This window comes from Aquincola tertiaricarbonis (assembly GCF_000969605.1).
Lineage (GTDB): Bacteria > Pseudomonadota > Gammaproteobacteria > Burkholderiales > Burkholderiaceae_C > Aquincola > Aquincola tertiaricarbonis.
Genome location: NZ_JZUE01000007.1, coordinates 193,582 through 217,752, shown reverse-complemented (window position 1 = coordinate 217,752; position 24,171 = coordinate 193,582). Strand labels below are relative to the sequence as shown.

At 70.1% G+C, this 24,171-nt stretch carries 20 protein-coding genes; 13 read left to right on the top strand and 7 right to left on the bottom strand.

Features of this window, described 5'->3' with window-relative positions; translation table 11 throughout:
• Window positions 1-6 precede the first annotated feature (6 nt).
• Entirely contained in the window at window positions 7-1,287 is a 1,281-nt protein-coding gene (locus VO99_RS10835; RefSeq protein ID WP_046112849.1) for an amidohydrolase family protein, read from the top strand.
• A 45-nt stretch (window positions 1,288-1,332) separates the two neighbouring features.
• Window positions 1,333-1,953 (top strand): glutathione S-transferase N-terminal domain-containing protein, encoded by a 621-nt coding sequence (locus VO99_RS10830; RefSeq protein ID WP_046112848.1) that lies wholly within the window; start codon window positions 1,333-1,335, stop codon window positions 1,951-1,953.
• A 6-nt stretch (window positions 1,954-1,959) separates the two neighbouring features.
• On the opposite strand, the gene VO99_RS10825 is transcribed toward VO99_RS10830, so the two are convergent.
• Window positions 1,960-3,690: an FMN-binding glutamate synthase family protein gene (locus tag VO99_RS10825; RefSeq protein WP_046112847.1), complete on the bottom strand. Its 1,731-nt coding sequence runs from the start codon at window positions 3,688-3,690 to the stop codon at window positions 1,960-1,962.
• A 136-nt stretch (window positions 3,691-3,826) separates the two neighbouring features.
• Between VO99_RS10825 and VO99_RS10820 the strand changes: the two genes are divergently transcribed.
• Window positions 3,827-4,450, top strand: a complete 624-nt coding sequence (locus VO99_RS10820) for a glutathione S-transferase family protein (RefSeq protein WP_046112846.1) — start codon at window positions 3,827-3,829, stop codon at window positions 4,448-4,450.
• 13 nt (window positions 4,451-4,463) lie between these two features.
• On the opposite strand, the gene cueR is transcribed toward VO99_RS10820, so the two are convergent.
• Window positions 4,464-4,865 (bottom strand): Cu(I)-responsive transcriptional regulator, encoded by a 402-nt coding sequence (gene cueR, locus VO99_RS10815; RefSeq protein WP_046112929.1) that lies wholly within the window; start codon window positions 4,863-4,865, stop codon window positions 4,464-4,466.
• A 31-nt stretch (window positions 4,866-4,896) separates the two neighbouring features.
• The gene (locus VO99_RS10810) at window positions 4,897-7,131 is read right to left on the bottom strand and encodes a heavy metal translocating P-type ATPase (protein WP_046112845.1); all 2,235 of its coding nucleotides are present in this window, start codon (window positions 7,129-7,131) and stop codon (window positions 4,897-4,899) included.
• A 151-nt stretch (window positions 7,132-7,282) separates the two neighbouring features.
• Between VO99_RS10810 and VO99_RS10805 the strand changes: the two genes are divergently transcribed.
• From VO99_RS10805 to VO99_RS10795, 3 genes are all read left to right on the top strand, one after another.
• On the top strand, window positions 7,283-7,486 hold the full coding sequence (locus VO99_RS10805) for a heavy-metal-associated domain-containing protein (RefSeq protein WP_046112844.1): 204 nt from the start codon (window positions 7,283-7,285) through the stop codon (window positions 7,484-7,486).
• 114 nt (window positions 7,487-7,600) lie between these two features.
• Complete coding sequence (gene prsT, locus VO99_RS10800) at window positions 7,601-10,366, top strand: XrtA/PEP-CTERM system TPR-repeat protein PrsT (RefSeq protein WP_232315332.1); 2,766 nt, start codon at window positions 7,601-7,603, stop codon at window positions 10,364-10,366.
• A gap of 112 nt (window positions 10,367-10,478) precedes the next feature.
• Window positions 10,479-11,348 carry a ThiF family adenylyltransferase gene (locus VO99_RS10795; protein WP_232315331.1) on the top strand — a complete coding sequence of 290 codons (870 nt, stop codon included), beginning with the start codon at window positions 10,479-10,481 and terminating at the stop codon, window positions 11,346-11,348.
• A gap of 94 nt (window positions 11,349-11,442) precedes the next feature.
• Here the strand turns inward: VO99_RS10795 and pepA are convergent, their stop codons facing one another.
• Window positions 11,443-12,261 carry a flocculation-associated PEP-CTERM protein PepA gene (gene pepA, locus VO99_RS10790; protein ID WP_046112841.1) on the bottom strand — a complete coding sequence of 273 codons (819 nt, stop codon included), beginning with the start codon at window positions 12,259-12,261 and terminating at the stop codon, window positions 11,443-11,445.
• A gap of 207 nt (window positions 12,262-12,468) precedes the next feature.
• On the opposite strand from pepA, the gene VO99_RS10785 reads away from it, so the two are divergent.
• From VO99_RS10785 to VO99_RS10770, 4 genes are all read left to right on the top strand, one after another.
• The gene (locus VO99_RS10785) at window positions 12,469-13,401 is read left to right on the top strand and encodes an exopolyphosphatase (RefSeq protein ID WP_046112840.1); all 933 of its coding nucleotides are present in this window, start codon (window positions 12,469-12,471) and stop codon (window positions 13,399-13,401) included.
• Between the two features lie 118 nt (window positions 13,402-13,519).
• Complete coding sequence (metX, locus tag VO99_RS10780; RefSeq protein WP_046112839.1) at window positions 13,520-14,662, top strand: homoserine O-succinyltransferase MetX; 1,143 nt, start codon at window positions 13,520-13,522, stop codon at window positions 14,660-14,662.
• Window positions 14,659-15,243 carry a methionine biosynthesis protein MetW gene (gene metW, locus VO99_RS10775; protein WP_046112838.1) on the top strand — a complete coding sequence of 195 codons (585 nt, stop codon included), beginning with the start codon at window positions 14,659-14,661 and terminating at the stop codon, window positions 15,241-15,243. The genes metX and metW overlap by 4 nt, the downstream gene beginning before the upstream one ends.
• 39 nt (window positions 15,244-15,282) lie before the next feature.
• Window positions 15,283-16,245, top strand: coding sequence for an MBL fold metallo-hydrolase (locus VO99_RS10770; RefSeq protein ID WP_046112837.1), 963 nt, complete (start codon window positions 15,283-15,285; stop codon window positions 16,243-16,245).
• Between the two features lie 4 nt (window positions 16,246-16,249).
• Here the strand turns inward: VO99_RS10770 and VO99_RS10765 are convergent, their stop codons facing one another.
• Entirely contained in the window at window positions 16,250-17,236 is a 987-nt protein-coding gene (locus VO99_RS10765; RefSeq protein ID WP_046112928.1) for an LLM class flavin-dependent oxidoreductase, read from the bottom strand.
• Between the two features lie 270 nt (window positions 17,237-17,506).
• Between VO99_RS10765 and thiC the strand changes: the two genes are divergently transcribed.
• Together thiC and VO99_RS10755 are read left to right on the top strand one after the other, a co-directional pair.
• Window positions 17,507-19,357, top strand: a complete 1,851-nt coding sequence (gene thiC / locus VO99_RS10760) for a phosphomethylpyrimidine synthase ThiC (protein ID WP_046112927.1) — start codon at window positions 17,507-17,509, stop codon at window positions 19,355-19,357.
• A gap of 166 nt (window positions 19,358-19,523) precedes the next feature.
• Complete coding sequence (locus tag VO99_RS10755; RefSeq protein WP_046112836.1) at window positions 19,524-20,129, top strand: OmpW/AlkL family protein; 606 nt, start codon at window positions 19,524-19,526, stop codon at window positions 20,127-20,129.
• Between the two features lies 1 nt (window position 20,130).
• On the opposite strand, the gene VO99_RS10750 is transcribed toward VO99_RS10755, so the two are convergent.
• Window positions 20,131-21,927, bottom strand: coding sequence for an NAD(P)/FAD-dependent oxidoreductase (locus VO99_RS10750; protein ID WP_046112835.1), 1,797 nt, complete (start codon window positions 21,925-21,927; stop codon window positions 20,131-20,133).
• 16 nt (window positions 21,928-21,943) lie between these two features.
• Between VO99_RS10750 and VO99_RS10745 the strand changes: the two genes are divergently transcribed.
• Complete coding sequence (locus tag VO99_RS10745) at window positions 21,944-22,126, top strand: hypothetical protein (RefSeq protein WP_046112834.1); 183 nt, start codon at window positions 21,944-21,946, stop codon at window positions 22,124-22,126.
• A gap of 8 nt (window positions 22,127-22,134) precedes the next feature.
• Here the strand turns inward: VO99_RS10745 and VO99_RS10740 are convergent, their stop codons facing one another.
• Complete coding sequence (locus VO99_RS10740) at window positions 22,135-24,075, bottom strand: sigma-54-dependent Fis family transcriptional regulator (RefSeq protein ID WP_046112833.1); 1,941 nt, start codon at window positions 24,073-24,075, stop codon at window positions 22,135-22,137.
• Window positions 24,076-24,171: the final 96 nt, after the last annotated feature.

Genomic DNA, 24,171 nt, shown 5'->3' with positions numbered 1-24,171 from the left:
GTGTCGATGCACGACCTGCTGATCCGCAACGCCACGCTGCCCGACGGCCGTAGCGGGCTCGACGTGCTGGTGCTCGATGGCCGCATCGTGGCGGTGGAGCCGAACATCCAGGCGTCGCCGCAGCTGCCGGTGCACGACGCACAGGGCTGGCTGCTGAGCCCACCCTTCGTCGACGCCCACTTCCACATGGACGCGACGCTGAGCTACGGCCTGCCGCGTGTCAACGCCAGCGGCACGCTGCTGGAAGGCATCGGCCTGTGGGGCGAGCTGAAGCCGCTGCTCACGCCCGAGGCGCTGGTGGAACGTGCGCTGGCCTATTGCGACTGGGCGGTGGCCAAGGGCCTGCTGGCCATCCGCACCCATGTGGACGTGTGCGACGACCGCCTGATGGCGGTGCAGGCGCTGCTGCAGGTGCGCGAGCAGGTGCGGCCCTACATCGACCTGCAGCTGGTGGCCTTTCCGCAGGACGGCGTGCTGCGCGCGCCGAATGCGCTGGCCAACCTGGAGCGTGCGCTCGACCTCGGCGTGGACGTGGTGGGCGGCATACCGCACTTCGAGCGCACGATGGCCGACGGCGCCGAGTCGGTGCGGGTGCTGTGCGAGATCGCGGCCGACCGCGGCCTGCGCGTGGACATGCACTGCGACGAGAGCGACGACCCCATGTCGCGCCACATCGAGACGCTGGCCTTCCATGCGCATCGGCTGGGGCTGCAGGGCCGGGTCACCGGCTCGCACCTCACGTCCATGCACTCGATGGACAACTACTATGTGAGCAAGCTGCTGCCGCTGATCGCGGAGGCCGGCGTGCATGCGGTGGCCAACCCGCTGATCAACATCACGCTGCAGGGCCGGCACGACACCTACCCCAAGCGCCGCGGCATGACGCGCGTGCCCGAGCTGATGGCCGCGGGCGTGAACGTGGGCTTCGGCCATGACTGCGTGATGGACCCGTGGTATTCGCTCGGCTCCGGCGACATGCTGGAGGTGGCCGCCATGGGCCTGCACGTGGCGCAGATGACTTCGCAGGGCGGCATGCAGGCCTGCTTCGATGCGGTGACGGTCAACAGCGCGCGCATCCTCGGCCTGGAAGGCTACGGGCTGGCGCCCGGCTGCCGCGGCGACTTCGTGCTGCTGCAGGCCCGCACGCCGGTGGAGGCGCTGCGCCTGCGCGCGCACCGGCTGCTGGTGGTGCGCGGCGGCGCGGTGCTGGCCGAGTCGGCGCCCGTGCGCAGCCTGCTGCAGCTGCCCGGCCGGCCCCCCGAGGTGGACTGGACGCTGGCGCGCTGAGCCCGTGACTAGAATCGGCCGCACAGGGTAGGGGCAGCCAGAACTATGAAACTGATCGGATCGTTGACCAGCCCGTACGTGCGCAAGGTGCGCATCGTGTTGGCGGAGAAGAAGCTGGACTACCAGTTCGTGCAGGAAGACGTGTGGGGCAGCGACGCCATCCTCGCGTCCAACCCGCTGGGCAAGGTGCCCTGCCTGGTGATGGAAGGCGGCGAAGCCGTCTTCGACAGCCGCGTGATCGTCGAGTACGTGGATGCGCTGTCGCCCGTGGGCAAGCTGCTGCCCACCGCCGGCCGCGAACGCGCCGAGGTGCGCACCTGGGAGGCGCTGGCCGACGGCGTGCTGGACGCGCTGATCCTCGCCCGCCTGGAGCAGACCTGGCCCGGCCGCGCCGAGGGCGAGCGCTCGCAGGCCTGGATCGACCGCCAGATGGTCAAGGTGGACGCCTCGCTGAAGGCGATGGCCAAGGGCCTGGGCGACAAGCCCTGGTGCTGCGGCGGCAACCACCTGACGCTGGCCGACATCGCGGTGGGCTGCGCGCTGGCCTACACCGACTTCCGCTTCCCGCAGGTGGAGTGGCGCAGCCAGCATCCCAACCTGGGCAAGTTGCTGGACAAGCTGGCCGCCCGTGCCAGCTTCGCCGACACGGCGCCGCCGACGGCCTGAGCAGGCTCAGGCGGCCTGCGTCGCCTGGCCCGCCTGCGCGGCCTGCGTGGGCGGCATCGGCGGGTTGGCGGCCCGCTCCAGCGCCGGGCCTTCGCCGGTCACCGGCTCGAAGCTCTCGGCCCGCGCCAGCTTCCAGTACAGGCTGTAGACGGCATGCGGCCAGTCCTCGCGGCCTTCGATGGCGGCCAGCAACTGGCCCGGCCGCAGGAAGGGCAGCTGGTTGATCAGCAGCCGCACCTCGTGGTCGGACACCCGGTGCACGATGTGCGCGGCCGTGATCTGGTTGGGGTGCTTCAGGCCCGCGGCCTGCACCAGTTCCTTCAGTGCTTCCAGCGTGTTGTGGTGGAAGCGGTAGACCCGCTCGGCCTTGTCGGGCACCACCAGCGCCTTCTGGCGCACGGGGTCCTGCGTGGTCACGCCGGTGGGGCAGTGGCCGGTGTGGCAGGTCTGGGCCTGCACGCAGCCCAGCGCGAACATGAAACCGCGCGCCGAATTGCACCAGTCGGCGCCCAGCGCCATCATCCGCGCGATGTCGAAGGCGCTGATCACCTTGCCGGCGCAGCCGATCTTGATGCGCTCGCGCAGGTTCAGGCCCACCAGCGTGTTGTGCACCAGCAGCAGGCCTTCCTGCAGCGGCGCGCCGACGTGGTCGGTGAACTCCAGGGGCGCAGCGCCGGTGCCGCCTTCGGCGCCGTCGACCACGATGAAGTCGGGCACGATGCCGGTGGCCAGCATCGCCTTGCAGATGGCGAACCATTCCCAAGGATGGCCGATGCACAGCTTGAAGCCGGTGGGCTTGCCGCCCGACAGGGTGCGCAGCCGCTCGATGAACTGCAGCATCTGCACCGGCGTGTCGAAGGCGCCGTGGCGTGAGGGGCTGATGCAGGCCACGCCCACCGGCACGCCCCGCGCCGCGGCGATCTCCGGCGTGACTTTCGGGCCGGGCAGCACGCCGCCATGGCCGGGCTTGGCGCCCTGGCTCAGCTTCAGCTCGATCATCTTCACCTGCGGGTCGGTGGCATTGGCGACGAAGCGTTCCTCGTTGAAGGAACCGTCGTCGTTGCGGCAGCCGAAGTAGCCGGAGCCGATCTCCCAGATCAGGTCGCCGCCATGCTCGCGGTGGTAGCGGCTGATCGAGCCTTCGCCGGTGTCGTGCGCAAAGTTGCCCCGCCGGGCGCCGCCGTTGAGCGCCAGCACCGCGTTGGCCGACAGCGCGCCGAAGCTCATGGCCGAGATGTTGAACACGCTGGCGCTGTAGGGCTGCGCGCGGCCGGCGCCGATGGTGATGCGGAAGTCGTGGCTGTCGATCCGCGTGGGCGCGATGGAATGGTTGATCCACTCGTAGCCCGGCTGCTTCACGTCCATCTGCGTGCCGAAGGGCCGGTTGTCCGGTTCGCCCTTGGCACGCTGGTAGACCAGCGAGCGCTGCTGGCGCGAGAAGGGCGCGGCCTCGTTGTCGCTCTCGATGAAGTACTGCCGCATCTCCGGCCGGATGAACTCCAGCAGGAAGCGCAGGTGCCCGATCACCGGGTAGTTGCGCAGGATGGAGTGCTGCGGCTGGCGCAGGTCGTGCACGCCGATGGCCAGGCCCGCCAGGCCAAGCAGCGCCACCCAGCCGCCGCTGCCGAAGCCGATCCAGGCGAAGCTGCCCAGCAGCGCGGCCACCGCGCAGGCGAACACCGCCGTGTAGCGCACGGGCACATGGCGGTTGACCGCCGAGATCCAGGCAGGGGCCATCGTCGTTCTCTCGGGAAATGGGGCCGCCGCATGGTAGTGGCTGCCCGTGAATCGGCGCGCGCGGATAAGCGGCGGCTTCACCGGCCATGCGGGGCGGTTATCGTCGGGCCGCCATTGCAGACACCCGGAGCCCCCTGTGCTGAAGATCCTCGGCAAATCGCCTTCCATCAATGTGCGCAAGGTGCTGTGGACCTGCGCCGAGATCGGCGTGCCCTACCAGCAGGAGCAATGGGGCGCGGGTTTCCGGCCCACCGACGACCCGGCCTTCAAGGCCCTGAACCCGAATGCGCTGGTGCCGGTGATGGTGGACGGCGAGGCGGTGCTGTGGGAATCGAACACCATCTGCCGCTACCTGGCGCGCCGCCATGGCCGCACCGACCTGCTGCCTACCGACGCCTTCGCCCGTGCCCGGGTGGAGCAGTGGATGGACTGGCAGCTGGGCGACCTGAACAACGCCTGGCGCTATGCCTTCATGGCCCTGGTGCGGCACAGCCCGGCGCACACCGATGCCGCGGCCATCCAGGCCAGCGTGGCGCAGTGGAACGGCCTGATGGCGGTGCTGGACCGCCAGCTGGAGCGCACCGGCGCCTTCGTGCTGGGCGCGGACTTCACGCTGGCCGACGTGGTGCTGGGCCTGGCCACCCATCGCTGGTATTCGGTGCCGATGGCGCATGCCTCCCTGCCGGCCGTGGCCGCCTACTACGAGCGGCTGAGCCAGCGGCAGGCCTTCCTGCTGCACGGGCGCAACGGGTTGCCCTGAGCACGTGCGCGGCTCAGCGCACGGCCTCCGGCGCGGCCAGGGTGTCGAGGATCGGGCAGTCGGGCCGGTCGTCGCCGTGGCAACAGTGCACCAGGTGCTCGAGCGAGGCCTTCATCGCCAGCAGCTCGCGCGCCTTGGCTTCCAGCGCGTCGATCTGGGCCTGCGCCAGGGCCTTGACCTGCCGGCTGGGCCGCTCGCGGTCGCGCCACAGGCCCACCAGCTCGCCGATCTGCGCCAGCGGAAAGCCGAGATCGCGCGCATGGCGGATGAAGCGCAGGGTGTGCACGTCGGCCGCGCTGTACAGGCGGTAGCCGGCCTCGGTGCGCGGCGGCGCGGCCAGCAGGCCGATCTGCTCGTAGTGGCGGATCATCTTGGCCGTCATGCCGCTGGCCTTGGCCGCCTGGCCGATGTTCATGCTCATGCGGGGCTCCTTGTTGCCATCCGGTTCAGGCGCCGGGCCGCCAGCGGCGCAGCAGCAGCGCATTGGCCACCACGCTCACGCTGCTGAAGGCCATGGCCGCGCCGGCGATCATCGGGTTCAGCCAGCCCAGCGCGGCCAGCGGGATGCCCACCACGTTGTACGCGAAGGCCCAGAACAGGTTCTGGCGGATCTTGGCGTAGGTGCGGCGGGAGACGTCGATGGCGTCGGCCACCAGCGCCGGGTCGCCACGCATCAGCGTGATGCCGGCGGTTTCCATCGCCACGTCGGTGCCGGTGGACATGGCGATGCCCACGTCGGCCGCGGCCAGCGCCGGGGCATCGTTGATGCCGTCGCCCACCATCGCCACCACCCCGCCGGCCTCGCGCAACGCCTGCACGGCCTGGGCCTTGTCGGCCGGCAGCACGTCGGCGCGCACCTCGTCGATGCCCAGCGGCTGGGCCACGGCGCGGGCGCTGCCGGCGTTGTCGCCGGTGAGCATCACGGTGCGGATGCCCAGGCGGTGCAGGCGCTGCACCGCAGCCACCGCGGCGGGCTTGACCGTATCGCCGAACGCCAGCAGGCCGAGCGCGCGGGCGCCGCCGCCATGCGCTTCCAGCAGCCAGGACACGGTGCGGCCCTCGCCCTGCAGCCGCTCGGCCTGCGCCGCCAGCGCGCCGGCCTCGGCGCCCGATTCGTCCAGCAGCCGCTGGCTGCCCAGCAGCAGCCGGCGGCCTTCCACCGTGGCCTGCAGGCCGCGGCCGGGCAGCGCCTGCGCGTCGGCCGCGGCAGGCACGGGCAGCGCCTGCGCCTGTGCACGGGCGCTGACGGCACGCGCCAGCGGATGTTCGCTGTGCTGCTGCACGGCGGCGCACAGGCGCAGCAGTTCGGCCTCGTCCATGCCGGGCGCGGGCAGCAGCGCCACCAGCGAAGGCAGGCCTTCGGTCAGCGTGCCGGTCTTGTCGAAGGCCACGGTGGTGACGGCGTGCGCCAGCTCCAGCGCCTGCGCATCCTTGATCAGGATGCCGTGCGTGGCCGCGACGCCGGTGCCGGCCATGATGGCCGTGGGCGTGGCCAGTCCCAGCGCGCAAGGGCAGGCGATCACCAGCACCGCCACGGCATTGATCAGCGCCTGCTCCCAGTCGCCGCTGGCCAGCACCCACCCGCCGAAGGTGAGCAGCGCGATGCCCAGCACCACCGGCACGAACACCGCGCTCACGCGGTCGACGGTGCGCTGGATCGGCGCCTTGCCGGCCTGGGCCGATTCCACCAGCCGGATGATGCGGGCCAGCGTGGTCTCGGCGCCCACGGCGGTGGTGCGCACCAGCAGGGCACCTTCGCCGTTGATGGCGCCGCCGGTTACCGGCCCGCCCTCGCCACGGGCGGCGGGCAGGCTCTCGCCGGTCAGCAGCGATTCGTCCAAGTGGCTGTGACCTTCCACGATCACGCCGTCCACCGGCACGCGCTCGCCGGGGCGGATCACCACCAGGTCGTCCACCCGCACCTGGCGCACCGGCACCTCGGCTTCCACGCCGTGCCGGCGCACCCGGGCCACCGCCGGGCGCAAGGCATTCAGCGCCCGGATGGCCTCGGTGGTCTGGCGCTTGGCGCGCTGCTCCAGCCACTTGCCCAGCAGCACCAGCGTGATGACGGTGGCGGAGGCCTCGAAGTACAGGTGCGGCATGCCGCCGCCGTGCGCCGCATGTCCGCCCGCCACGGCCATCAGGTAGACCGACAGGCCGTAGGCGGCCGAGGTGCCCAGGGCCACCAGCAGGTCCATGTTGCCGCTGCCGGACAGCGCCGCCTTGACACCGGCGCGGTAGAAGCGCCAGCCCAGGACGAACTGCACCGGCGTGGCCAGCGCCAGCTGCCAGGCCGCGGGCAGCACCGCCTCCACCCCGAAGGGCGCCAGCAGCATCGGCAGGATCAGCGGCAGCGTGAGCAGGGCAGCCAGCGCCACCGGCCACCAGCCCGGCAGGCCGCGGGGGGCCGAAGCCGCGGCGCCGGCGGCTTCGGCGTCTTCCAACACCGGGCTGGCCTCGTAGCCGGCCTTCTCGACCGCCGCCTGCAGCGCCTGCGGCTGCACGCCATCGCCGGCTTGCACGGTGGCGCGCTCGGTGGCGATGTTGACGCTGGCCTCCTGCACGCCCGGCACCTTCTTCAGGGCCTTTTCCACCCGCATCACACAGGAGGCGCAGGTCATGCCGCCGATCTGCAACTGGAATTCGTGGGACGGCGCGGCGGTGGTGGTGGCTGACGACATGGCGGGGGACTTCCGAGGCAGGTTCTGGCAGCCAGTGTGAACCTTGCCATCATGGCAAGGTCAAGCCAAGGCCCTACCCCGTGTGCCGCGCTTGACCTTGCCACGAGGGCAGGGTTCAAGCTGCAGGCTTCCTTACCCACCGGAGTTCTCCATGATCAGCTTTGAAGTGAACGACATGAGCTGCGGCCACTGCGTGCGGGCCATCACCCAGGCATTACAGCAAGCCGATCCCGGTGCGCAGGTCCAGGTGGACCTGGACGCGCACCGCGTTCAAGTGCAGCCGGTGGCGGCCGATGCATCAGTGCTGCGCGCCGCCATCGAGGAGGCGGGGTACACGCCGGTGGCGGCGGCCTGAGGGGGCTGCCAACTCCTAAAAGCCCGCTGACGGGCTTGTGTACCATCCGACGCGGCCGCGCCGTCGAGCGAACGGCGGTGATGTTCTGCTCTCCCCATGGTGGTTATCTTGGCCTTGCCCCTCTCCCGTCTGCTGAAAATCGCCGTCCTCGTCCCCGTCCTGATCGCCGGCGGTTGCGGTGGCCAGAGCAGCGGCGACCTGATCGCCTCGGCCAGGTCGTACATGGACCGCAACGACAACGCGGCGGCCATCATCCAGCTCAAGAACGCGCTGCAGAAGGACCTCAAGCTGGCCGAAGCCCGCTTCCTGCTGGGCGAAGCGCTGCTGCGCAGCGGCGATGCGGCCAATGCCGTGGGCGAGCTGCGCCGGGCGCTGGAGTACGGCTACCCGGCCGACGAGGCGGTGCCGGCGCTGGCACGGGCGCTCACCGCCCAGGGCCAGGGGCAGGTGGTGATCCGCGACTACGCCACCACCCGCTTCGACAAGCCCGAGGCCACCGCCAGCCTCAAGACCTCGCTCGCGATGGCCTACCTTGGCGAAAAGTCGCAGCCGCAGGCGGAACAGGCGCTGGCCGATGCACTGCAGGCCGCGCCCGACCATGCCCCCGCGCAGCTGCTGCAGGCGCGCCTGCTGGGCAACCAGGGCCGGCGCGCCGAGGCACTGGCGCTGGCCGACAAGGTGACCGCCGCCCATCCGAAGGATGCCGACGCCTGGTTCACCCGCGGCAACCTGCTGACGCTGGAGGGCCGGCGCCAGGAAGCGCTGGCCGCCTACAACACCGCGCTGGAACACCAGCCGGCGCACGGCCCGGCGCGCATCGCCAAGATCTCGCTGCTGTTCGAGCTGGGCGAGCCCGAGGCCGCCGCCGAGATCGAGAAGCTGCGCCGGGTGCCCGGCCAGCAGCGGCAGAGCCTGTTCTTCGAGGCGCAGGCGGCACTGGCCCGCGGCGACGACCAGCGCGCCTACGAGCTGATCCAGCAGGTGCTCAAGGCCGCCCCCAACCATGCGTTGTCGCTGCAGGTGGCCGGCGGGCTGGAGCTCAAGCGCGGCCGCGTGCTGGTGGCCGAGCGCACGCTGGCCAAGGCGCTGCAGCTCTCGCCCGACCTGCCCGCGGCGCGGCGGCTGCTGGCGCAGGCCTACGTGCGCCTGGGCCAGCCCGCCAAGGCGCTGGCCACGCTGGAGCCGCTGCTGGCGGCCGCCAAGCCCGACAGCGAAGCCCTGCTCATCGCCGGCGAGGTGCAGCTGCTGATGGGCCAGGCCGACAAGGCCGAGCAGCTATTCCGCCAGTCGGTGCAGGCCGCGCCCGACCAGCTGCGCAGCCGCACGGCGCTGGCCGCGCTGCAGCTGCAGCGCAACCAGAGCCCGGCCGCGCTCGACGAGCTGAAGTCCATCGCCGCCGAGGACAAGACCGGCTCGCAGACCGACATGGTGGTCATCAGCTACTACGTGGGCCGTGGCGACACCGCCCAGGCGCTGCAGGCCATCGAGCGCCTGGAAGCCAAGCAGCCCGGCAAGCCGCTGGCCGCCCAGCTGCGCGGTGGGCTGCAGCTGCGGCAGAACGACCTGGCCGGCGCCCGTGCTTCCTTCGAGCGGGCGGTGGGCCTGGACGCCACCTACATGCCGGCGGTGCTGCGGCTGGTGGAGTTGGACCTGCGCGAGAACAAGCGTGATGCCGCGCGTGCACGCTTCGAGAAGGTGCTGGCCGCCGACAAGCGCAACCTCCAGGCGCAGCTCGGCCTGGCGGGCCTGATGGCGCGTGACCGCACCGAGCCCGCCAAGATCGAGGCCCTGCTGCGCGAGGCCATCAAGGCCAACCCGGCCGAGGTGCAGCCCCGGCTGGCGCTGGTGGAACACCTGCTGATACATCGCCAGCCGCAGCAGGCGCTGGAGGCGGCCCAGGCCGCGCTGGGCGCGCAGCCCGAAGGCATCGAGCTGCTGGACGCGCTGGGCCGTGCCCAGATGGCCACCGGCGACACCAACCAGGCCATCTCCACCTTCAACCGGCTGGTCGCGCTGGCGCCCGGATCGCCGCTGCCGCACACCCGCCTGGCCGAAGTGCAGCTGGCCGCCCGGAATCCGCAAGGCGCCAGGGCGCACCTGCAGCGCGCGGTGGCGCTGGCGCCCGACCTGGTGCCGGCGCAGCAGCAGCTGGTGCGCATGGCGATGACCGACGGCCGCACCGCCGACGCCCTGGCCATCGCCCGCACCGTGCAGAAGGCACGCCCGCAGGACCCCACCGGCTACCTGTGGGAAGCCGACATCGAGGCGGAAAAAGGCGGCCCGGCGGTGGCGGTGGAGCGCTACAAGGCGGTGTACGCCCGCTTCGCGCAACCCGAGCCGGTGATCCGCCTGCACCGCGCCCTGCTGCAGGCTGGACGCGCGCCCGAGGCAGAGAAGCTGGCGGCCGGCTGGATCGCCGCCCACCCCACCGAGCGTGAGCTGCGGGCCCACCTCGGCGAGGTAGCGATGATGGCGCGCGACTATCCCAAGGCCATCGCGCAGTTCAAGGCGGTGCTCGACCACCACCCCGACTACGTGCCGGTGCTCAACAACATCGCGTGGTCGATGGTGCGCGCGGGCGACAACGGCGCGTTGGCCCACGCCCGCCGGGCGAACGAGCTGCAGCCCGAGGTGCCCGCCATCCTGGACACCCTGGCCCTGGCGCTGGCGCAGGACAAGCAGTACGACGAGGCCATCCGCGTGCAGAAGCGGGTGCTGGAACTGGCCCCAGACGAGCCGGCGGCACGCATGTCGCTGGCCCGCATCTACATGCAAGGCGGCAAGCCGGCACTGGCCCGTACCGAGTTGCAGGCGCTGGCCGCGCTGGGGGACAAGTACCCCGCGCAACCCGAAGTGCAGAAGCTGCTGGGCCAGCTTTAGTGACATCGGTCACGGTGTCCGTTGCCGGGCGCCGTGACCGCCATGCGGCCCGGCCGCCCGGCTCCGATCTCAAACTCCGATGCTTCGCGTCGCCGAGGAACAGGAGACCGCTTTGGACAACAACAACCGCTTCGACTACAGCCGCGCCTTCTCGCGCAACATCGGCTGGGTCACCGCGCAGGAGCAGGACAAGCTCGGCAGCGCCCGTGTGGCCATCGCCGGCCTGGGCGGGGTGGGCGGCGCGCATGCGCTGACGCTGGCCCGGCTGGGCATCACCCGCTTCCACATCGCCGACTTCGACCGCTTCGAGGTGCACAACTTCAACCGGCAGGCCGGTGCCTTCATGAGCACGCTGGACCAGCCCAAGGCGGACGTGATCGCGGCCATGGTGCGCGACATCAACCCGCAGGCCGAGGTCACCGTGTTCGGCGAAGGCGTGTCGCCGGACAACGTGGCGGCCTTCCTGGGCGGGGTGGACGTGTATGTGGACGGCATCGACTTCTTCGCCATCGAGGCGCGCCGGCTGCTGTTCGCCCAGGCTTATGCCCAAGGCATCCCGGCGCTGACGGCCGCACCGCTGGGCATGGGCGTGTCGCTGCTGTATTTCCAGCCGGGGCGCATGAGCTTCGAGGACTACTTCCGCGTGGAAGGCCAGCCGGTCGAGGAGCAGTACGCCCGCTTCATCGCCGGGCTGTCGCCGTCCGCGCTCAACCGCAACTACCTGGTGGCGCCCGAGGCGGTGAACTTCAAGGAGCGGCGCGGCCCGTCCACCGGCATGTCCTGCGACCTGTGCGCAGGCGTCATGGGCACGGCGGTGCTCAAGGTGCTGCTGCGGCGCGGCGCCTTGAAGCCGGCGCCGTGGGGGCTGCAGTTCGACGCCTACGAGAACAAGCTCAAGCACACCTGGCGGCCGGGCGGCAATGCCAACCCGCTGCAGCGTTTGCTGCTGCGCTTCATCCGGCCGCGGGTGGCGGGGGCCTGATCGGCGCTCCCCAAAGGAAACGGGGCCGACCCTGCGAAGGGTCGGCCCCGTTTGTCATGCAGCGCCTTCAGCCGAAGGCACCAGCGTCAGGCCATCAGGCCTTGGTGCTGCGGCGGCGAGCCAGGCCCAGGCCCACCAGGGCGGCGCCGACCAGCGCCAGCGAGGCGGGTTCCGGCACATCGCTGAACACGGCCGAGGCATCACCCACGGCGGTGCCGGTGTAGTTGCCCGGGGTCAGGGCCGGGTTGAAGCTCTCGTTCTCGCCCGACACTTCGATGCGCAGGTAGAACGGCGACGGGTCGAAGAAGAAGGCCGAACCCGTGGGGGTCAGATTCAGGGCGCCGTAGTTGATGACGAACGAACCGCCGCTGGCGGCTTGGTTGCCGACCAGGGGCACGTTGGCCTGGCTGCCGGCCAGCACGATGTCGCTGCTGCCCAGCAGGATGTCTTCGCCGTTGCCGACCAGCGTGGTCGCGCCCAGGCCGGTGGTGCCGTTCAGGGACTTGGTGGTGTTCGAGCTGGTGTCAGCGTAGAAGCGCACGCTGCCCGTCAGGAAGTCGGCCAGGGCGGTGGTGCCGGCGAACGAGATGTTGCCCGACACGGTGAACAGGCCGTAGATCTGGTAGCCGCCGCCGACTTCCAGGCCGTTCAGCTGCGAGGGCTGCGAAGCGCTGCCATTCGAGTAGCCGGTGGCGTTGAAGAAGCCGGACTCGGTGAAGAACGTCGGGGCGGCCGGGCCAGCCTGCGTCTGGTTGATCGTCGCTTCGTAGCGCAGCGTGATCTTGTCGGCGGTGACGATGTTGGCGTTGGTGCCGGTCAGCGCGCCTTCCTGGACCTTGAAGGTCGGGGCGGCGGTAGCGGCGCCAATCAGGGCGGCGAGGGCGGCGCCGGCGATGAGCTTGGTCTTGAACATGTGTGGACTCCCGTGGGGTGAAAGCTGTTGCGAGCCTTTAAAGCAGACACCGTGCCACCTTGGTGATCCTCAATGAAATCAAGCACTTGGCTCGATTTCGGCGGCGCTGTTCACGTGGCGTGTAAAGGATCTCGACACTGTGGCGCGCTTCAGTCGGCGCCGGCCCTGCCGAAATCCGGCCACGCCATCCGAACACCGAAAGCCACCATGACCCAGCCCACCTACCGCCTCATCACCCGCAGCGACTTCGACGGCCTGGTTTGCGCCGTGCTGCTGAACGAGCTGAAGATGATCGACGAGATCAAGTTCGTGCACCCGAAGGACATGCAGGACGGCAAGGTGGAAGTGACGGCGCGCGACATCACCACCAACCTGCCCTACGTGCCGGGCGTGCACATGGCTTTCGACCACCATGCGTCGGAAACCCTGCGCAACACCGGCGAGCGGCCCAACCACGTGATCGATGCCAAGGCACCCTCGGCCGCCCGCGTGGTGTACGACCATTTCGGCGGCGCGGCACGCTTCCCGACGATCGCGCCCGACATGATGGCCGCGGTGGACAAGGCCGACGCCGCCCAGTTCAGCCGCGACGAGATCCTGAACCCCAGCGGCTGGGTGCTGCTGAACTACCTGATGGACGCGCGCACCGGGCTGGGCCGCTTCCGCAACTTCCGCATCAGCAACTACGCGCTGATGATGGACCTGATCGCCTACTGCCGTAACCACGGCATCAACGACATCCTGGGCCTGCCCGACGTGAAGGAGCGGGTGGAGCTGTACTTCGAGCATGCGGAGCGCGCCAAGGAGCAGATCACCCGTTGCGCCACGGTGCACGGCAACCTGGTGGTACTGGACCTGCGGCACGAGGAAACCATCTTCGCGGCCAACCGCTTCATGATCTACGCGCTGTTCCCGCAGACGAACATCTCCATCCACGTGATGTGGGGCGTGCAGCAGCGCAACACGGTATTCGCCACCGGCAAGAGCATCCTCGACCGCAGCAGCAAGACCGACGTGGGCGCGCTGATGCTGCAGTACGGCGGCGGCGGCCACCATGCGGCCGGCACGTGCCAGGTCGAGAACGACCAGGCGGAGAAGGTGCTGGGCGAGCTGATCGAGCGCATCAACCAGGACGGTTGAGTACACTCCAAAGCCCAGCGCCGATTTGCTTCTCAGATTGCGGGCGCTCAACAAATACTGCTAAAGAGGGATGCCCGGCCCGGTGTCCGCTTCTTTGGCGGCACCGGGTTCTTTGTTGATGGCATCCCTTGGACACGTCACACCGCAGCGCATGCAGTTCGCCGAGCCGCTGCCGCTCAAGAGCGGCGCGAAGCTCGCCGACTACACGCTGGTCTATGAAACCTACGGCACGCTGAACGCCGACCGCAGCAACGCGGTGCTGGTGTGCCATGCACTCAATGCCTCGCACCACGTGGCGGGCACCTACGAAGGCCAGGACCGCAGCGAAGGCTGGTGGGACAACCTGGTGGGCCCCGGCAAGCCGCTGGACACCGACCGCTTCTTCGTCATCGGCATCAACAACCCGGGCTCGTGCTTCGGCTCCACCGGCCCGATGCATGCCAACCCCGACCCCGCCGCCGGCGGCCGGCCCTATGGCGCCGACTTCCCGGTGATGACGGTGGAAGACTGGGTGGACGCGCAGGCCCGTTTGCTCGACCGCCTGGGCATCACCCAGCTGGCCGCGGTGCTGGGCGGCAGCCTGGGCGGCATGCAGGCGCTGAGCTGGTCGCTGCGCCATCCGCAGCGGCTGCGGCACTGCGTGGCGGTGGCCACCGCGCCCAACCTGTCGGCGCAGAACATCGCCTTCAACGAGGTGGCGCGGCGGGCCATCGTCACCGACCCCGACTTCCACGGCGGCCATTTCTACGCCCATGGCTTGGTGCCGGCCCGCGGCCTGCGCGTGGCCCGCATGATCGGCCACATCACCTACCTGTCGGACGACTCGATGGAAGCCAAGTTCGGCCGCAGCCTGCGCGCCGCCGAGCTCGGCTACAGCACGCAGGACATCGAGTTCCAGATCGAGAGCTACCTGCGCTACCAGGGCGAGAAGTTCAGCGAGTACTTCGATGCCAACACCTACCTGCTGATCACCCGCGCGCTGGACTACTTCGATCCCGCGCTCGCGCATGGCGGCGACCTGACGCGCGCCTTCGCCGCCGCGCAGGCCAAGTTCATGCTGGTGAGCTTCACCACCGACTGGCGCTTCTCGCCGGCCCGCTCGCGCGAGATCGTCAAGGCCCTGGTCGACAACCAGCGCGACGTCAGCTACGCCGAGATCGACGCCCCGCACGGCCACGACGCCTTCCTGCTGGAAGACCCGCGCTACCACGCCGTGCTGCGCGCCTACTTCGCCAACGTGGCCAAGGAGTTCGCGGCATGAGTGACAGGGCGGACATGGAGACGATAGCGTCGCTGGTGCCGGTCGGCAGTCGCGTGCTCGACCTGGGCTGCGGCGACGGCGCACTGCTGGCGCACCTGCGCGAGCATCGGCAGTGCCGCGGCTTCGGCGTGGAGATCGACGATGCCAAGGTCGCGGCCTGCATCCGCCGCGACGTGAAGGTGCTGCAGCTCAACCTGGAAGAGGGCCTGGCGCTGTTCGAGGACCAGTCCTTCGACGTGGTGCTGCAGCTGGACACCCTGCAGCACCTGCGCAATACCGAGAAGATGCTGCAGGAAACCGCGCGCGTGGGCCGCATCGGCATCGTCAGCTTCCCCAACTTCGCGCACTGGCCCAACCGCATCCGCGTGGCCTCGGGCCGCATGCCGGTGACGCGGGTGCTGCCTTACGAGTGGTACGACACGCCCAACATCCGCGTGGGCACCTATGCCGACTTCGAAGTGCTGGCGCGCAAGAACGGGCTGTCGGTGATCGAGAGCTTCGGCATCCAGCACGGCCGGCCGGTGCGCCGGCTGCCCAACCTGCTGGCCAGCGTGGCGGTGTTCAAGTTCGAACGGGCCTGACTCGTCGTAACCTCCTGCGCCTTTGCACAGGAGGAAACGATGAACAAGGCATTCCGTCAACGTCTCGGTCAGGCCGCCTTAGGCCTCAGCCTGCTGGCCGCGACCGCCGCCCAGGCCGCCGCGCCGCAGGTGGGCACCCAGGCACCGGGCTTCTACCGCATGGCGCTGGGCGACTTCGAGGTGACCGCGCTGTTCGACGGCGCGATCGACCTGGACGTCAAGCAGCTCCTCACCAACGTCAAGCCGGCGCAGGTGGACAAGCTGATGAAGCAGTCCTTTGCCAGCAATCCGCTGCGCACCTCGGTCAACGGCTACCTGATCAACACCGGCAGCCAGCTGGTGTTGATCGACGCGGGCGCGGCTGGGCTGTTCGGCCCGTCGCTGGGCCAGCTGATGGCCAACCTGAAGGCCGCCGGCTACCAGCCCGAGCAGGTGGACGCGGTGCTCATCACCCACCTGCATCCCGACCACGTGGGCGGTGCCATGGCCGCCGGCCAGCGGGCCTTTCCGAATGCCACGTTGCACGTGGACCAGCGCGACGCGGCCTACTGGCTGAGCGAGGCGGAGATGGCCAAGGCGCCCAAGGAAGCGCAGGGCTTCTTCCAGGGCGCGATGGCCGCCGCCAAGCCGTACGCCGATGCAGGCGCACTCAAGACCTTCGACGGCAACACCGAGCTGGTGCCGGGCGTCCGGGCGCTGCGTGCCTATGGCCATACGCCGGGTCACAGCGTCTATGCCGTCGAATCCAGGGGCCAGAAGCTGGTGCTGTGGGGCGACCTGATGCATGTGTCGGCGGTGCAGTTCGCGCAGCCCAGCGTCACCATCCAGTTCGACACCGACAGCAAGGCGGCGATGGGCGAACGCCGTAATGCGTATGCCGACGCGGCCAAGGGCGGCTACCTCGTGGCCGCGGGGCATCTGCCCTTCCCGGGCATTGGCCGGCTGCGGCCCGAGGCGGGTGGATACCGCTTCGTGCCGATCGACTACGTGCCGTACAAGTAAGGCATCAGCCTTCGCGCATCGCCTTGGCGATGAGCGAATAGGAGCGCCGGCGCACCAGCGGGTCGTGGGCCCAGGTGTTGATGACGATCTCGCCGAGCTGCAGTTCCTCGGCGATGTCCTTGAGCATCGCCGCCACCTGCGCGCCGGTGCCCACGAAGGCCTTGCGGCGCATCGGCGCCACCGTGGCCATCTCGGCCTCGGTGAAGCCGCGCGCGGCGACGGCGTCGGGCGGTTGCAGCGGGCCCAGCACGCCTCGCGCGCGGTCCACGCGCCAGCGCTCGCGGCTCAGCGCATGGTGGCGGGCTTCTTCCTCGGTGTCCGCGGCCAGCGCCCACACGCAGATGGTGGGCAGCGGCACGGGATGGCGTTCGCTGGGTTGGTAGAGCTCACGGTACAGGCGCAGCGCCTGCTCCACGCCCTGGCCGTCCATGAAGAAGTAGGCAAAGGCATAGGGCAGGCCGAAGTGCGCCGCCAGCTGCGCGCCGTAGTCGCTGCTGCCCAGGATCCACACCTGCGGCGCATGTGGGCCGCGCGGGTGGGCGGTGATGCCGTTGTGCGGCAGGCCGGCCGTCCAGGCCTGCAGGTCGCGCACCTGCTGCGGGAAGTGCTCGGCCGCATGATGGGCGTTGGGATTGAGGGCCATCGCGGTGCGCATGTCGCCACCGGGCGCGCGGCCCACGCCCAGGTCGATGCGGCCCGGGGCCAGCGCCTCCAGCACGCGGAACTGCTCGGCCACCTTGAAGGCCGAGTAGTGCGGCAGCATCACGCCCGCGCTGCCGATGCGGATGCGCTGCGTGGTGGCCGCCACCGCGGCCATCAGCACCTCGGGCGCGGTGCCGATGATGGTGGGCAGCGCATGGTGCTCGCTGAGCCAGAAGCGGTGGTAGCCCTCGGCCTCGCAATGCGTGGCCAGGCCCACGGTGTCGCGGATGGCGGCGTCTTCGCCGTGGCCGGCAAGGGAAACGGATTGGTCGAGGGCGGACAACAGCAGGCTCATGCGGCCACGCTATCACCGCCCGCATGCCGCCGTGGGCGGCAGGGGCAACACGTTGACACCCGCGCCGCGGGCCTCCCACAATCGCCCCCGCTCCGGGGTGCAGGCCGACAGGCCCGCTGAGATGGTGAATCCGAACCCGCGAACTTGAACCGGTTAGTACCGGCGGAAGAAGAGCTGTTGTGTCAGGACGGGTGCGTGCCTTCGAGGGGCATGCACCGGGCCGGCCTTCGGAGCATGCATCGCCACGCCACGAAGGAGACCCGCATGAACGCCCCCGACCAACTCGCGCAGTTGCTGCAACTCACCCGCGAGCCCTTTCCCGCTTCCACCAAGGCCTGGATCACCGGCAGCCGCGCCGACCTGCGCGTGCCGGTGCGCGACGTGGCCCTGAGCAACGGCGAGGTGGTCTCGCTGTACGACACCTCCGGCCCCTACACCGATCCCGCCGCCCCCATCGACGTGCGCCGCGGCCTGCCCGATGTGCGCGGCGCCTGGATCAGCGAACGCGACGACACCGAGCACTATGCAGGCCGCCTGCGCCATGGCCTGGACGACGGCCTGCGGCACGACGAGCGCGACAGCGCGCGCATCGCGCAGCTGCGCGCAGAGGCCGCGGCACTGCAGCGCACGCCGCGCCGCGCCAAGTCCGGCGCCAACGTCACGCAGATGCACTACGCCCGCCGCGGCATCGTCACGCCCGAGATGGAATACGCGGCCCTGCGCGAGAACGGCAAGCGCGAGTGGATGGCCGAGTACCTGGCCGATGCGCAGCGCGAGCAGCGCCTGGCCGGCAACGGCATGGGCGCGCGGCTGCCCGCCGTCATCACGCCGGAATTCGTGCGCGACGAGGTGGCCCGCGGCCGCGCCATCATCCCGGCCAACATCAACCATCCCGAGGTGGAGCCGATGGCCATCGGCCGCAACTTCCGGGTGAAGATCAACGCCAACATCGGCAACTCGGCCGTCACCAGCAGCATCGAGGAAGAGGTGGAGAAGCTGGTGTGGGCCATCCGCTGGGGCGCCGACAACGTGATGGACCTGAGCACCGGCCGCCACATCCACACCACGCGCGACTGGATCCTGCGCAACAGCCCGGTGCCCATCGGCACCGTGCCCATCTACCAGGCGCTGGAGAAGGTGGGCGGCGTGGCCGAGGACCTGACCTGGGCGCTGTACCGCGACACGCTGATCGAGCAGGCCGAGCAGGGGGTGGACTACTTCACCATCCACGCCGGGCTGCGGCTGCCGTTCATCCACCTCACGGCGCAGCGGCGCACCGGCATCGTCTCGCGCGGCGGATCGATCATGGCCAAGTGGTGCATCGCCCACCACCAGGAGAGCTTCCTGTACACGCACTTCGAGGAGATCTGCGAGATCATGAAGGCGTACGACGTGAGCTTCTCGCTGGGCGATGGCCTGCGCCCCGGCAGTGCCGCCGACGCCAACGACGAGGCCCAGTTCGCCGAGCTGCGCACGCTGGGCGAGCTGACGAAGCTGGCCTGGCAGCACGACGTGCAGACCATGATCGAAGGCCCGGGCCATGTGCCGATGCACCTGATCCAGGCCAACATGGACGAGCAGCTGAAGCACTGCCACGAGGCGCCGTTCTACACGCTGGGCCCGCTGACCATCGACATCGCGCCCGGCTACGATCACATCGCCAGCGCCATCGGTGCCGCGATGATCGGCTGGATGGGCACCGCGATGCTGTGCTACGTGACGCCCAAGGAACACCTGGGCCTGCCCGACCGCGAAGACGTCAAGCAGGGCATCGTCGCCTACAAGATCGCGGCGCATGCGGCCGACGTGGCCAAGGGCCATCCGGGGGCGCGGGCGCGCGACGACGCGTTGTCGAAGGCGCGCTTCGAGTTCCGCTGGACCGACCAGTTCAACCTGGGCCTGGACCCGGACACCGCCCGCAGCTTCCATGACGAGACGCTGCCCAAGGACACCAGCAAGGTGGCCCACTTCTGCTCCATGTGCGGCCCCAAGTTCTGCTCGATGAAGATCACGCAGGAGGTGCGCGAGTTCGCGGCCCGGGGCATGGGCGAGAAGTCGGCCGAGTTCCGCGCCGCAGGCGGCGAGCTGTACGTGCCCATCCAGCCCGTGGGCTGAGCGCCACGCCGCCGCAGCCGCGTGCTTGACCTGCGTCAAGCGCGCGCTGCAGTGCAGCAAGCTGCGGTGCCGGCCTTGCGCTGGCTCAAATCTGCATGGGGAGCCCCGCGGGGTAATGAGGCACGGGCCGCACAAGCCCGGCCTGACCACCACCCAAGGAGCTCACATGAACAAGCGCTGGAACGCGCTGGCGCTCGCCGCCGCTGCCACCCTCACGATCGCCGCCGTGCCCGCTGCCGCCCAGGCGCAGGACACCGGCAACTGGATCGTGCGTGGCCGCGTGCTGCACCTCGACTCGGCCGACAAGGACAGCACCGGCCTCGACCTGAGCCTGAAGAACAAGACCTTCCCCGAGGTCGACATCACCTACTTCTTCACGCCCAACATCGCGGCCGAGCTGGTGCTGACCTATCCGCAGAAGCACGACCTGCGCGCCGGTGGCGACAAGATCGGCACGCTGAAGCACCTGCCGCCCACGCTCAGCGTTCAGTACCACTTCACCGGCCTCGGCTTCCGGCCCTACCTGGGCGCGGGCATCAACTACACCCGCTTCTCCAGCCTGGACCTGCCTGCAGGCGTGGACATCGACCGCAACAGCTGGGGCCTGGCGCTGGGCGCCGGCGTCGACGTGCCGGTGGGCAACGGCTGGCTCGTCAACGTCGACGTGAAGAAGGTGCAGATCCGCACCGACGTATCCGCCGGCGGTGCGGACCTGGGCCGCTTCAAGGTCGACCCGCTGCTGTTCTCGGTCGGGTTCGGCAAACGCTTCTGACCTACCGCCGGTGATGCGGCCCCTCCCGGCCGTACACCTCGGTGGGCACACCTTCCATGCGGGCCTTGAGCTGCAGCGCCAGGAACTGCGAGTAGTGCCGCGACTGGTGCAGGTTGCCGCCGTGGAACCACATCTGCGGCTGCGCGGTGGGCTTCCACATGTTGCGCAGCTCGCCTTCCCACGGGCCGGGGTCTTTCGTGGTGTCGCTGCCCAGGCCCCAGCACTTGCCCACCTGGTCGGCCACCTCGGGTGACACCAGGTCGGCCAGCCAGTTGTTCATCGAGCCATAGCCGGTGGCGTAGACCAGCAGGTCGGCCGGCAGCTCGGTGCCGTCGGTCAGCGTGACCGAGCGTGGGTTGATGCGCTCGATGTTGACGCCGCTCCTCAGCTTGATGCGGCCATCGGCCACCAGTTCGGACGCGCCCACGTCGATGTAGTAGCCCGAGCCGCGGCGCAGGTACTTCATGAACAGGCCCGAGCCGTCCTCGCCGAAGTCCAGCAGGAAGCCGGCCTTCTCCAGCCGCGCATACAGGTCGGCGTCGCGCTTCTTCATCTCCTCGTACACGGGGATGTGGAAGGTATGCATGATCCTGTACGGCACCGAGGCGAAGATCAGGTCGGCCATGTCGGTGGTGATGCCGTTCTTCAGCGCCTGCTCGGAATACAGCCCGCCCAGCGCCAGCTCCATCAAGGAGGCCGAGGGCGCGATGTGGGTGGACGAGCGCTGGATCATCGTCACGTCGGCGCCGTTTTCCCACAGGTCGGCGCAGATGTCGTGGGCCGAATTGTTGGAGCCCAGCACCACCGCGTGCTTGCCGGCCCAGGCTGCGCCGCCGGGGTGCTGGCTGGAGTGGTGCTGCGTGCCTTCGAAGGTATCGGCGCCAGGGATCTTCGGCACGTTGGCATAGCCCGAGACGCCCAGCGCGAACACCAGCTGCTTCGGCCGCAGCGTCACCGGCTGGCCCTCGCGCTCCACCTGCACTTCCCAGGTCTGCGTGGCCTCGTCGAAGCGCGCCTTCCTCGCGATGGTGGAGCCCCAGTAGTTGAGCTCCATCACCTTCGTGTACATCTCCAGCCAGTCGCCGATCTTGTCCTTGGGCGCGAACACCGGCCAGTCGTCGGGGAAGGGCATGTAGGGCAGGTGGTCGTACCAGACGGGGTCGTGCAGGCACAGCGACTTGTAGCGGTTGCGCCAGGAGTCGCCGGCCCGAGCGTTCTTCTCGATCACGATGGTGGGCACGTCGAGCCGGCGCAGGCGTGATGCCAGGCCAATGCCGCCCTGGCCGCCGCCGATGATCACCACGTACGGCTGCTCCGTGTACCCCAGCGCCGCCTCGCGGGCCTGCTTGCGCTCCAGCCAGCTCTGGCGGCCGCCGGGCTGGGCGCCATGCTCCGCACCGGCGATGCGGCGCTCGCCCTTCTTCTCCTCGAAGCCCTTGAGCTCGGTCATGGTGGTGAGCAGCGTCCAGGCACGGCCGTTCTTCAGCCGCAGGTGGCCGCGGCCGCGGGCCACGCCGGTCTCGAAGGTGAACCAGGCTTCGATGACGCCGCCGGCTTCGCTCGCCTCGCCTTCGATGCGGAAGTGGGCGGGCGCGGTGTCGGCCAGCCGTGCCTCCAGCATCGCGCGGATGGCGTCGCGGCCTTCCTGCGTCTTGATGTTCCAGGTGAAGGCCACCAGGTCGCGCCAGTAGCACTCGTCATCGAACAGCGCGGTGGCGGCGTCGATGTCGGCGGCCGACAGCGCCGCCTCGAAGGCGGCCAGCCAGCGGGTGGCCTCGGATGTCGCAAGTTCGCTCATGCACAGGTCTCCATCGTTGTGGGGCATCGGCCGGGTGGCCGTGCGCATCAGCCAGATCAAGCGCCATGCCATGCATGCGGCGCGGGCGCGCATCGGGCTGCAGGCCGCGCCAGTGCTGGGTTTGCGGGTTCCGGCCGGTGGCGCGACCGCTGCCGTGCAGGTGTCACTGCGCGACAGGTGTCACAGCCGCGCGATGTGACAGCTGTCTCAGTGCAGCGCCGGGCTGTCCGACTGGTTGGGCGACACGATGCCCCAGCGCTTCATGCGCCGGTACAGCGTCATGCGCGACAGGCCCAGGCCGCGTGCCACCGCGCTGACGTTCCAGTGCGCGGCGCGCAGTGCCTGCAGCAGCGCGGCGGCGTCCTCACTGTCGCCCTTGCCGGCCGGCGCGGCTTGCCTGGTGCTGGGCAGCGGGCGCGTGGCCGCCGGCGACCACTCGGGCAGGTCGGCCAGCTGCACCGGTCCGTCGCCGCGCACCGCGCGGGCGTAGTCCAGCACGTTGCGCAGCTCCCGCAGGTTGCCGGGCCAGGGGCGGGCCAGCAGCAGCTGCCGCGCCTCGGGCGCGATGCCGTCGCTGCCAGCCCCCAGCAGCGTGTCGACCACCCAGCCGATGTCTGCGCGCTCGCGCAGCGGCGGAAGGTGGAAGCGCGCGCCGTTGAGCCGGTAGTACAGGTCGTCGCGGAAGCGGCCTTCGCGCACCAGCGCTTCCAGGTCGCAGTGGGTGGCGGCGATCACGCGGATGTTCACCGCCACCGCCCGCGTGGCGCCCACCGGCAGCACCTCGCGCTCGGCCAGCACGCGCAGCAGCCGTGCCTGCAGCGGCCTCGGCATGTCGCCGATCTCGTCGAGGAACAGCGTGCCGCCGTCGGCTTCCTGGATCAGCCCGCGCTTGGCCCGGGGCCCGGCGCCGGAGAAGCTGCCGGGCAGGTAGCCGAACAGTTCGCTCTCGATCAGCGTCTCGGGGATGGCGGCGCAGTTCACCGCGATGAAGGGCCGCGCGCGGCGCTCGCTGCTGGCATGCAGCGCCTTGGCGAAGAACTCCTTGCCGGTGCCGGTCTCGCCGGTCACCAGCAGGCTCATCGGCGAATTGACCAGCCGCGCGGCGCGCTCGATCTGCCGGTCCAGCATCGCGTCGCCGCCGCTCAGCGCGACCAGCGGCGCGGGCAGGCGCTGCCGTTCGCGCGGCGCCGCGGGTGCGGCCGGCCGGACTGGCGGCGGCGTGGCGGTCATGAACAGCAGCTGGCGGCCGCCGGCCAGCATCACCGCCCGCTGGTCGGACGGTCGCGCCTGCACGAAGCGGCCCAGCTCGACGAAGGGCGCGTCGAGCACCTGCTCATACGCCCGGCCCAGCAGCGGGCGGCGGCCGTCGCTTTCCCACAGCAGCTGGGCGCGCCGGTTGTGGCCGATCACGCGGCCCTGCGCGTCGATGGCCAGCAGGTAGTCGGGGTTGACGTCGAGGAACTGCGGCGCCGGCGCCAGCCGCAGGATCCACTCGCTGCGGAAGCGGTGCAGGAAGTCGGCGTTCTCGATCTGGTGCGCGAACAACTTGACCATCTGCAGCGCCAGGTGCTGGCTGGCCTTGGCCTGCGGCGCGCTCATCGCCGAGATGTCGAGCACCGCATTCAGCCGGCCGGTGGCATCGAACACCGGCGCGGTGGTGCAGGTGAGCGGGATGTGCGTGGCGTCGAAGTGGTCGTCCAGGTGCACCGTCAGCGCCTGGCCGGTGGAGATGCAGGTGCCCACGCCGCAGGTGCCGGCGCGCGGCTCGCTCCAGTCGGCGCCCAGCGTCAGGCCCGCGCGGTGCAGGTGGTCGGCGGGCTGCAGGTCGCCCAGGAAGTCCACCGTGATGCCGCGGGCGTCGGTCAGCAGCACCACGTAGCCCATGCCAGCCACCTGCTGGTAGAGCGATTCCAGCCCGTGGCGGGCGATGTGCAGGAAGGCTTCGAGCTGGTCCTGGTGTTCGCGCAGCCGCGCCGAGGGCAGGATCACCGCCTCCTGCATGCGCGTGGGGTCCAGCGCATGCTGCTGCACGCAGCGCAGCCACGACTGGCGGATCACTTCGTCGTGCGCCTGGGCGGCAGGGGCGTCGGCGCCCTGCGCGGCGAGCTGCACGACGGTGTCGATGTGGGCGCGCTGGAACGGCTGCATGCGCGTGTCTCCTGGTGGCCTCTGGCGGGCGTTGCGCACCATCGCGCCCGCACCGCGGGCTGTCAAGGCGGGCATGCCCTGCGGCTTCACACAGCT

Bases quoted from the DNA above. Each gene is read 5' to 3' on its own strand.
- VO99_RS10835 (WP_046112849.1), top strand. From the start codon at position 7: ATGCACGACCTGCTGATCCGCAACGCCACGCTGCCCGACGGCCGTAGC.
- metW (WP_046112838.1), top strand. From the start codon at position 14,659: ATGAGTGACAGGGCGGACATGGAGACGATAGCGTCGCTGGTGCCGGTC.
- VO99_RS10805 (WP_046112844.1), top strand. From the start codon at position 7,283: ATGATCAGCTTTGAAGTGAACGACATGAGCTGCGGCCACTGCGTGCGG.
- thiC (WP_046112927.1), top strand. From the start codon at position 17,507: ATGAACGCCCCCGACCAACTCGCGCAGTTGCTGCAACTCACCCGCGAG.
- VO99_RS10810 (WP_046112845.1), bottom strand. From the start codon at position 7,131: ATGTCGTCAGCCACCACCACCGCCGCGCCGTCCCACGAATTCCAGTTG.
- metX (WP_046112839.1), top strand. From the start codon at position 13,520: ATGGCATCCCTTGGACACGTCACACCGCAGCGCATGCAGTTCGCCGAG.
- cueR (WP_046112929.1), bottom strand. From the start codon at position 4,865: ATGAACATCGGCCAGGCGGCCAAGGCCAGCGGCATGACGGCCAAGATG.
- pepA (WP_046112841.1), bottom strand. From the start codon at position 12,261: ATGTTCAAGACCAAGCTCATCGCCGGCGCCGCCCTCGCCGCCCTGATT.
- VO99_RS10770 (WP_046112837.1), top strand. From the start codon at position 15,283: ATGAACAAGGCATTCCGTCAACGTCTCGGTCAGGCCGCCTTAGGCCTC.
- VO99_RS10785 (WP_046112840.1), top strand. From the start codon at position 12,469: ATGACCCAGCCCACCTACCGCCTCATCACCCGCAGCGACTTCGACGGC.
- VO99_RS10755 (WP_046112836.1), top strand. From the start codon at position 19,524: ATGAACAAGCGCTGGAACGCGCTGGCGCTCGCCGCCGCTGCCACCCTC.
- VO99_RS10825 (WP_046112847.1), bottom strand. From the start codon at position 3,690: ATGGCCCCTGCCTGGATCTCGGCGGTCAACCGCCATGTGCCCGTGCGC.
- VO99_RS10740 (WP_046112833.1), bottom strand. From the start codon at position 24,075: ATGCAGCCGTTCCAGCGCGCCCACATCGACACCGTCGTGCAGCTCGCC.
- VO99_RS10750 (WP_046112835.1), bottom strand. From the start codon at position 21,927: ATGAGCGAACTTGCGACATCCGAGGCCACCCGCTGGCTGGCCGCCTTC.
- VO99_RS10830 (WP_046112848.1), top strand. From the start codon at position 1,333: ATGAAACTGATCGGATCGTTGACCAGCCCGTACGTGCGCAAGGTGCGC.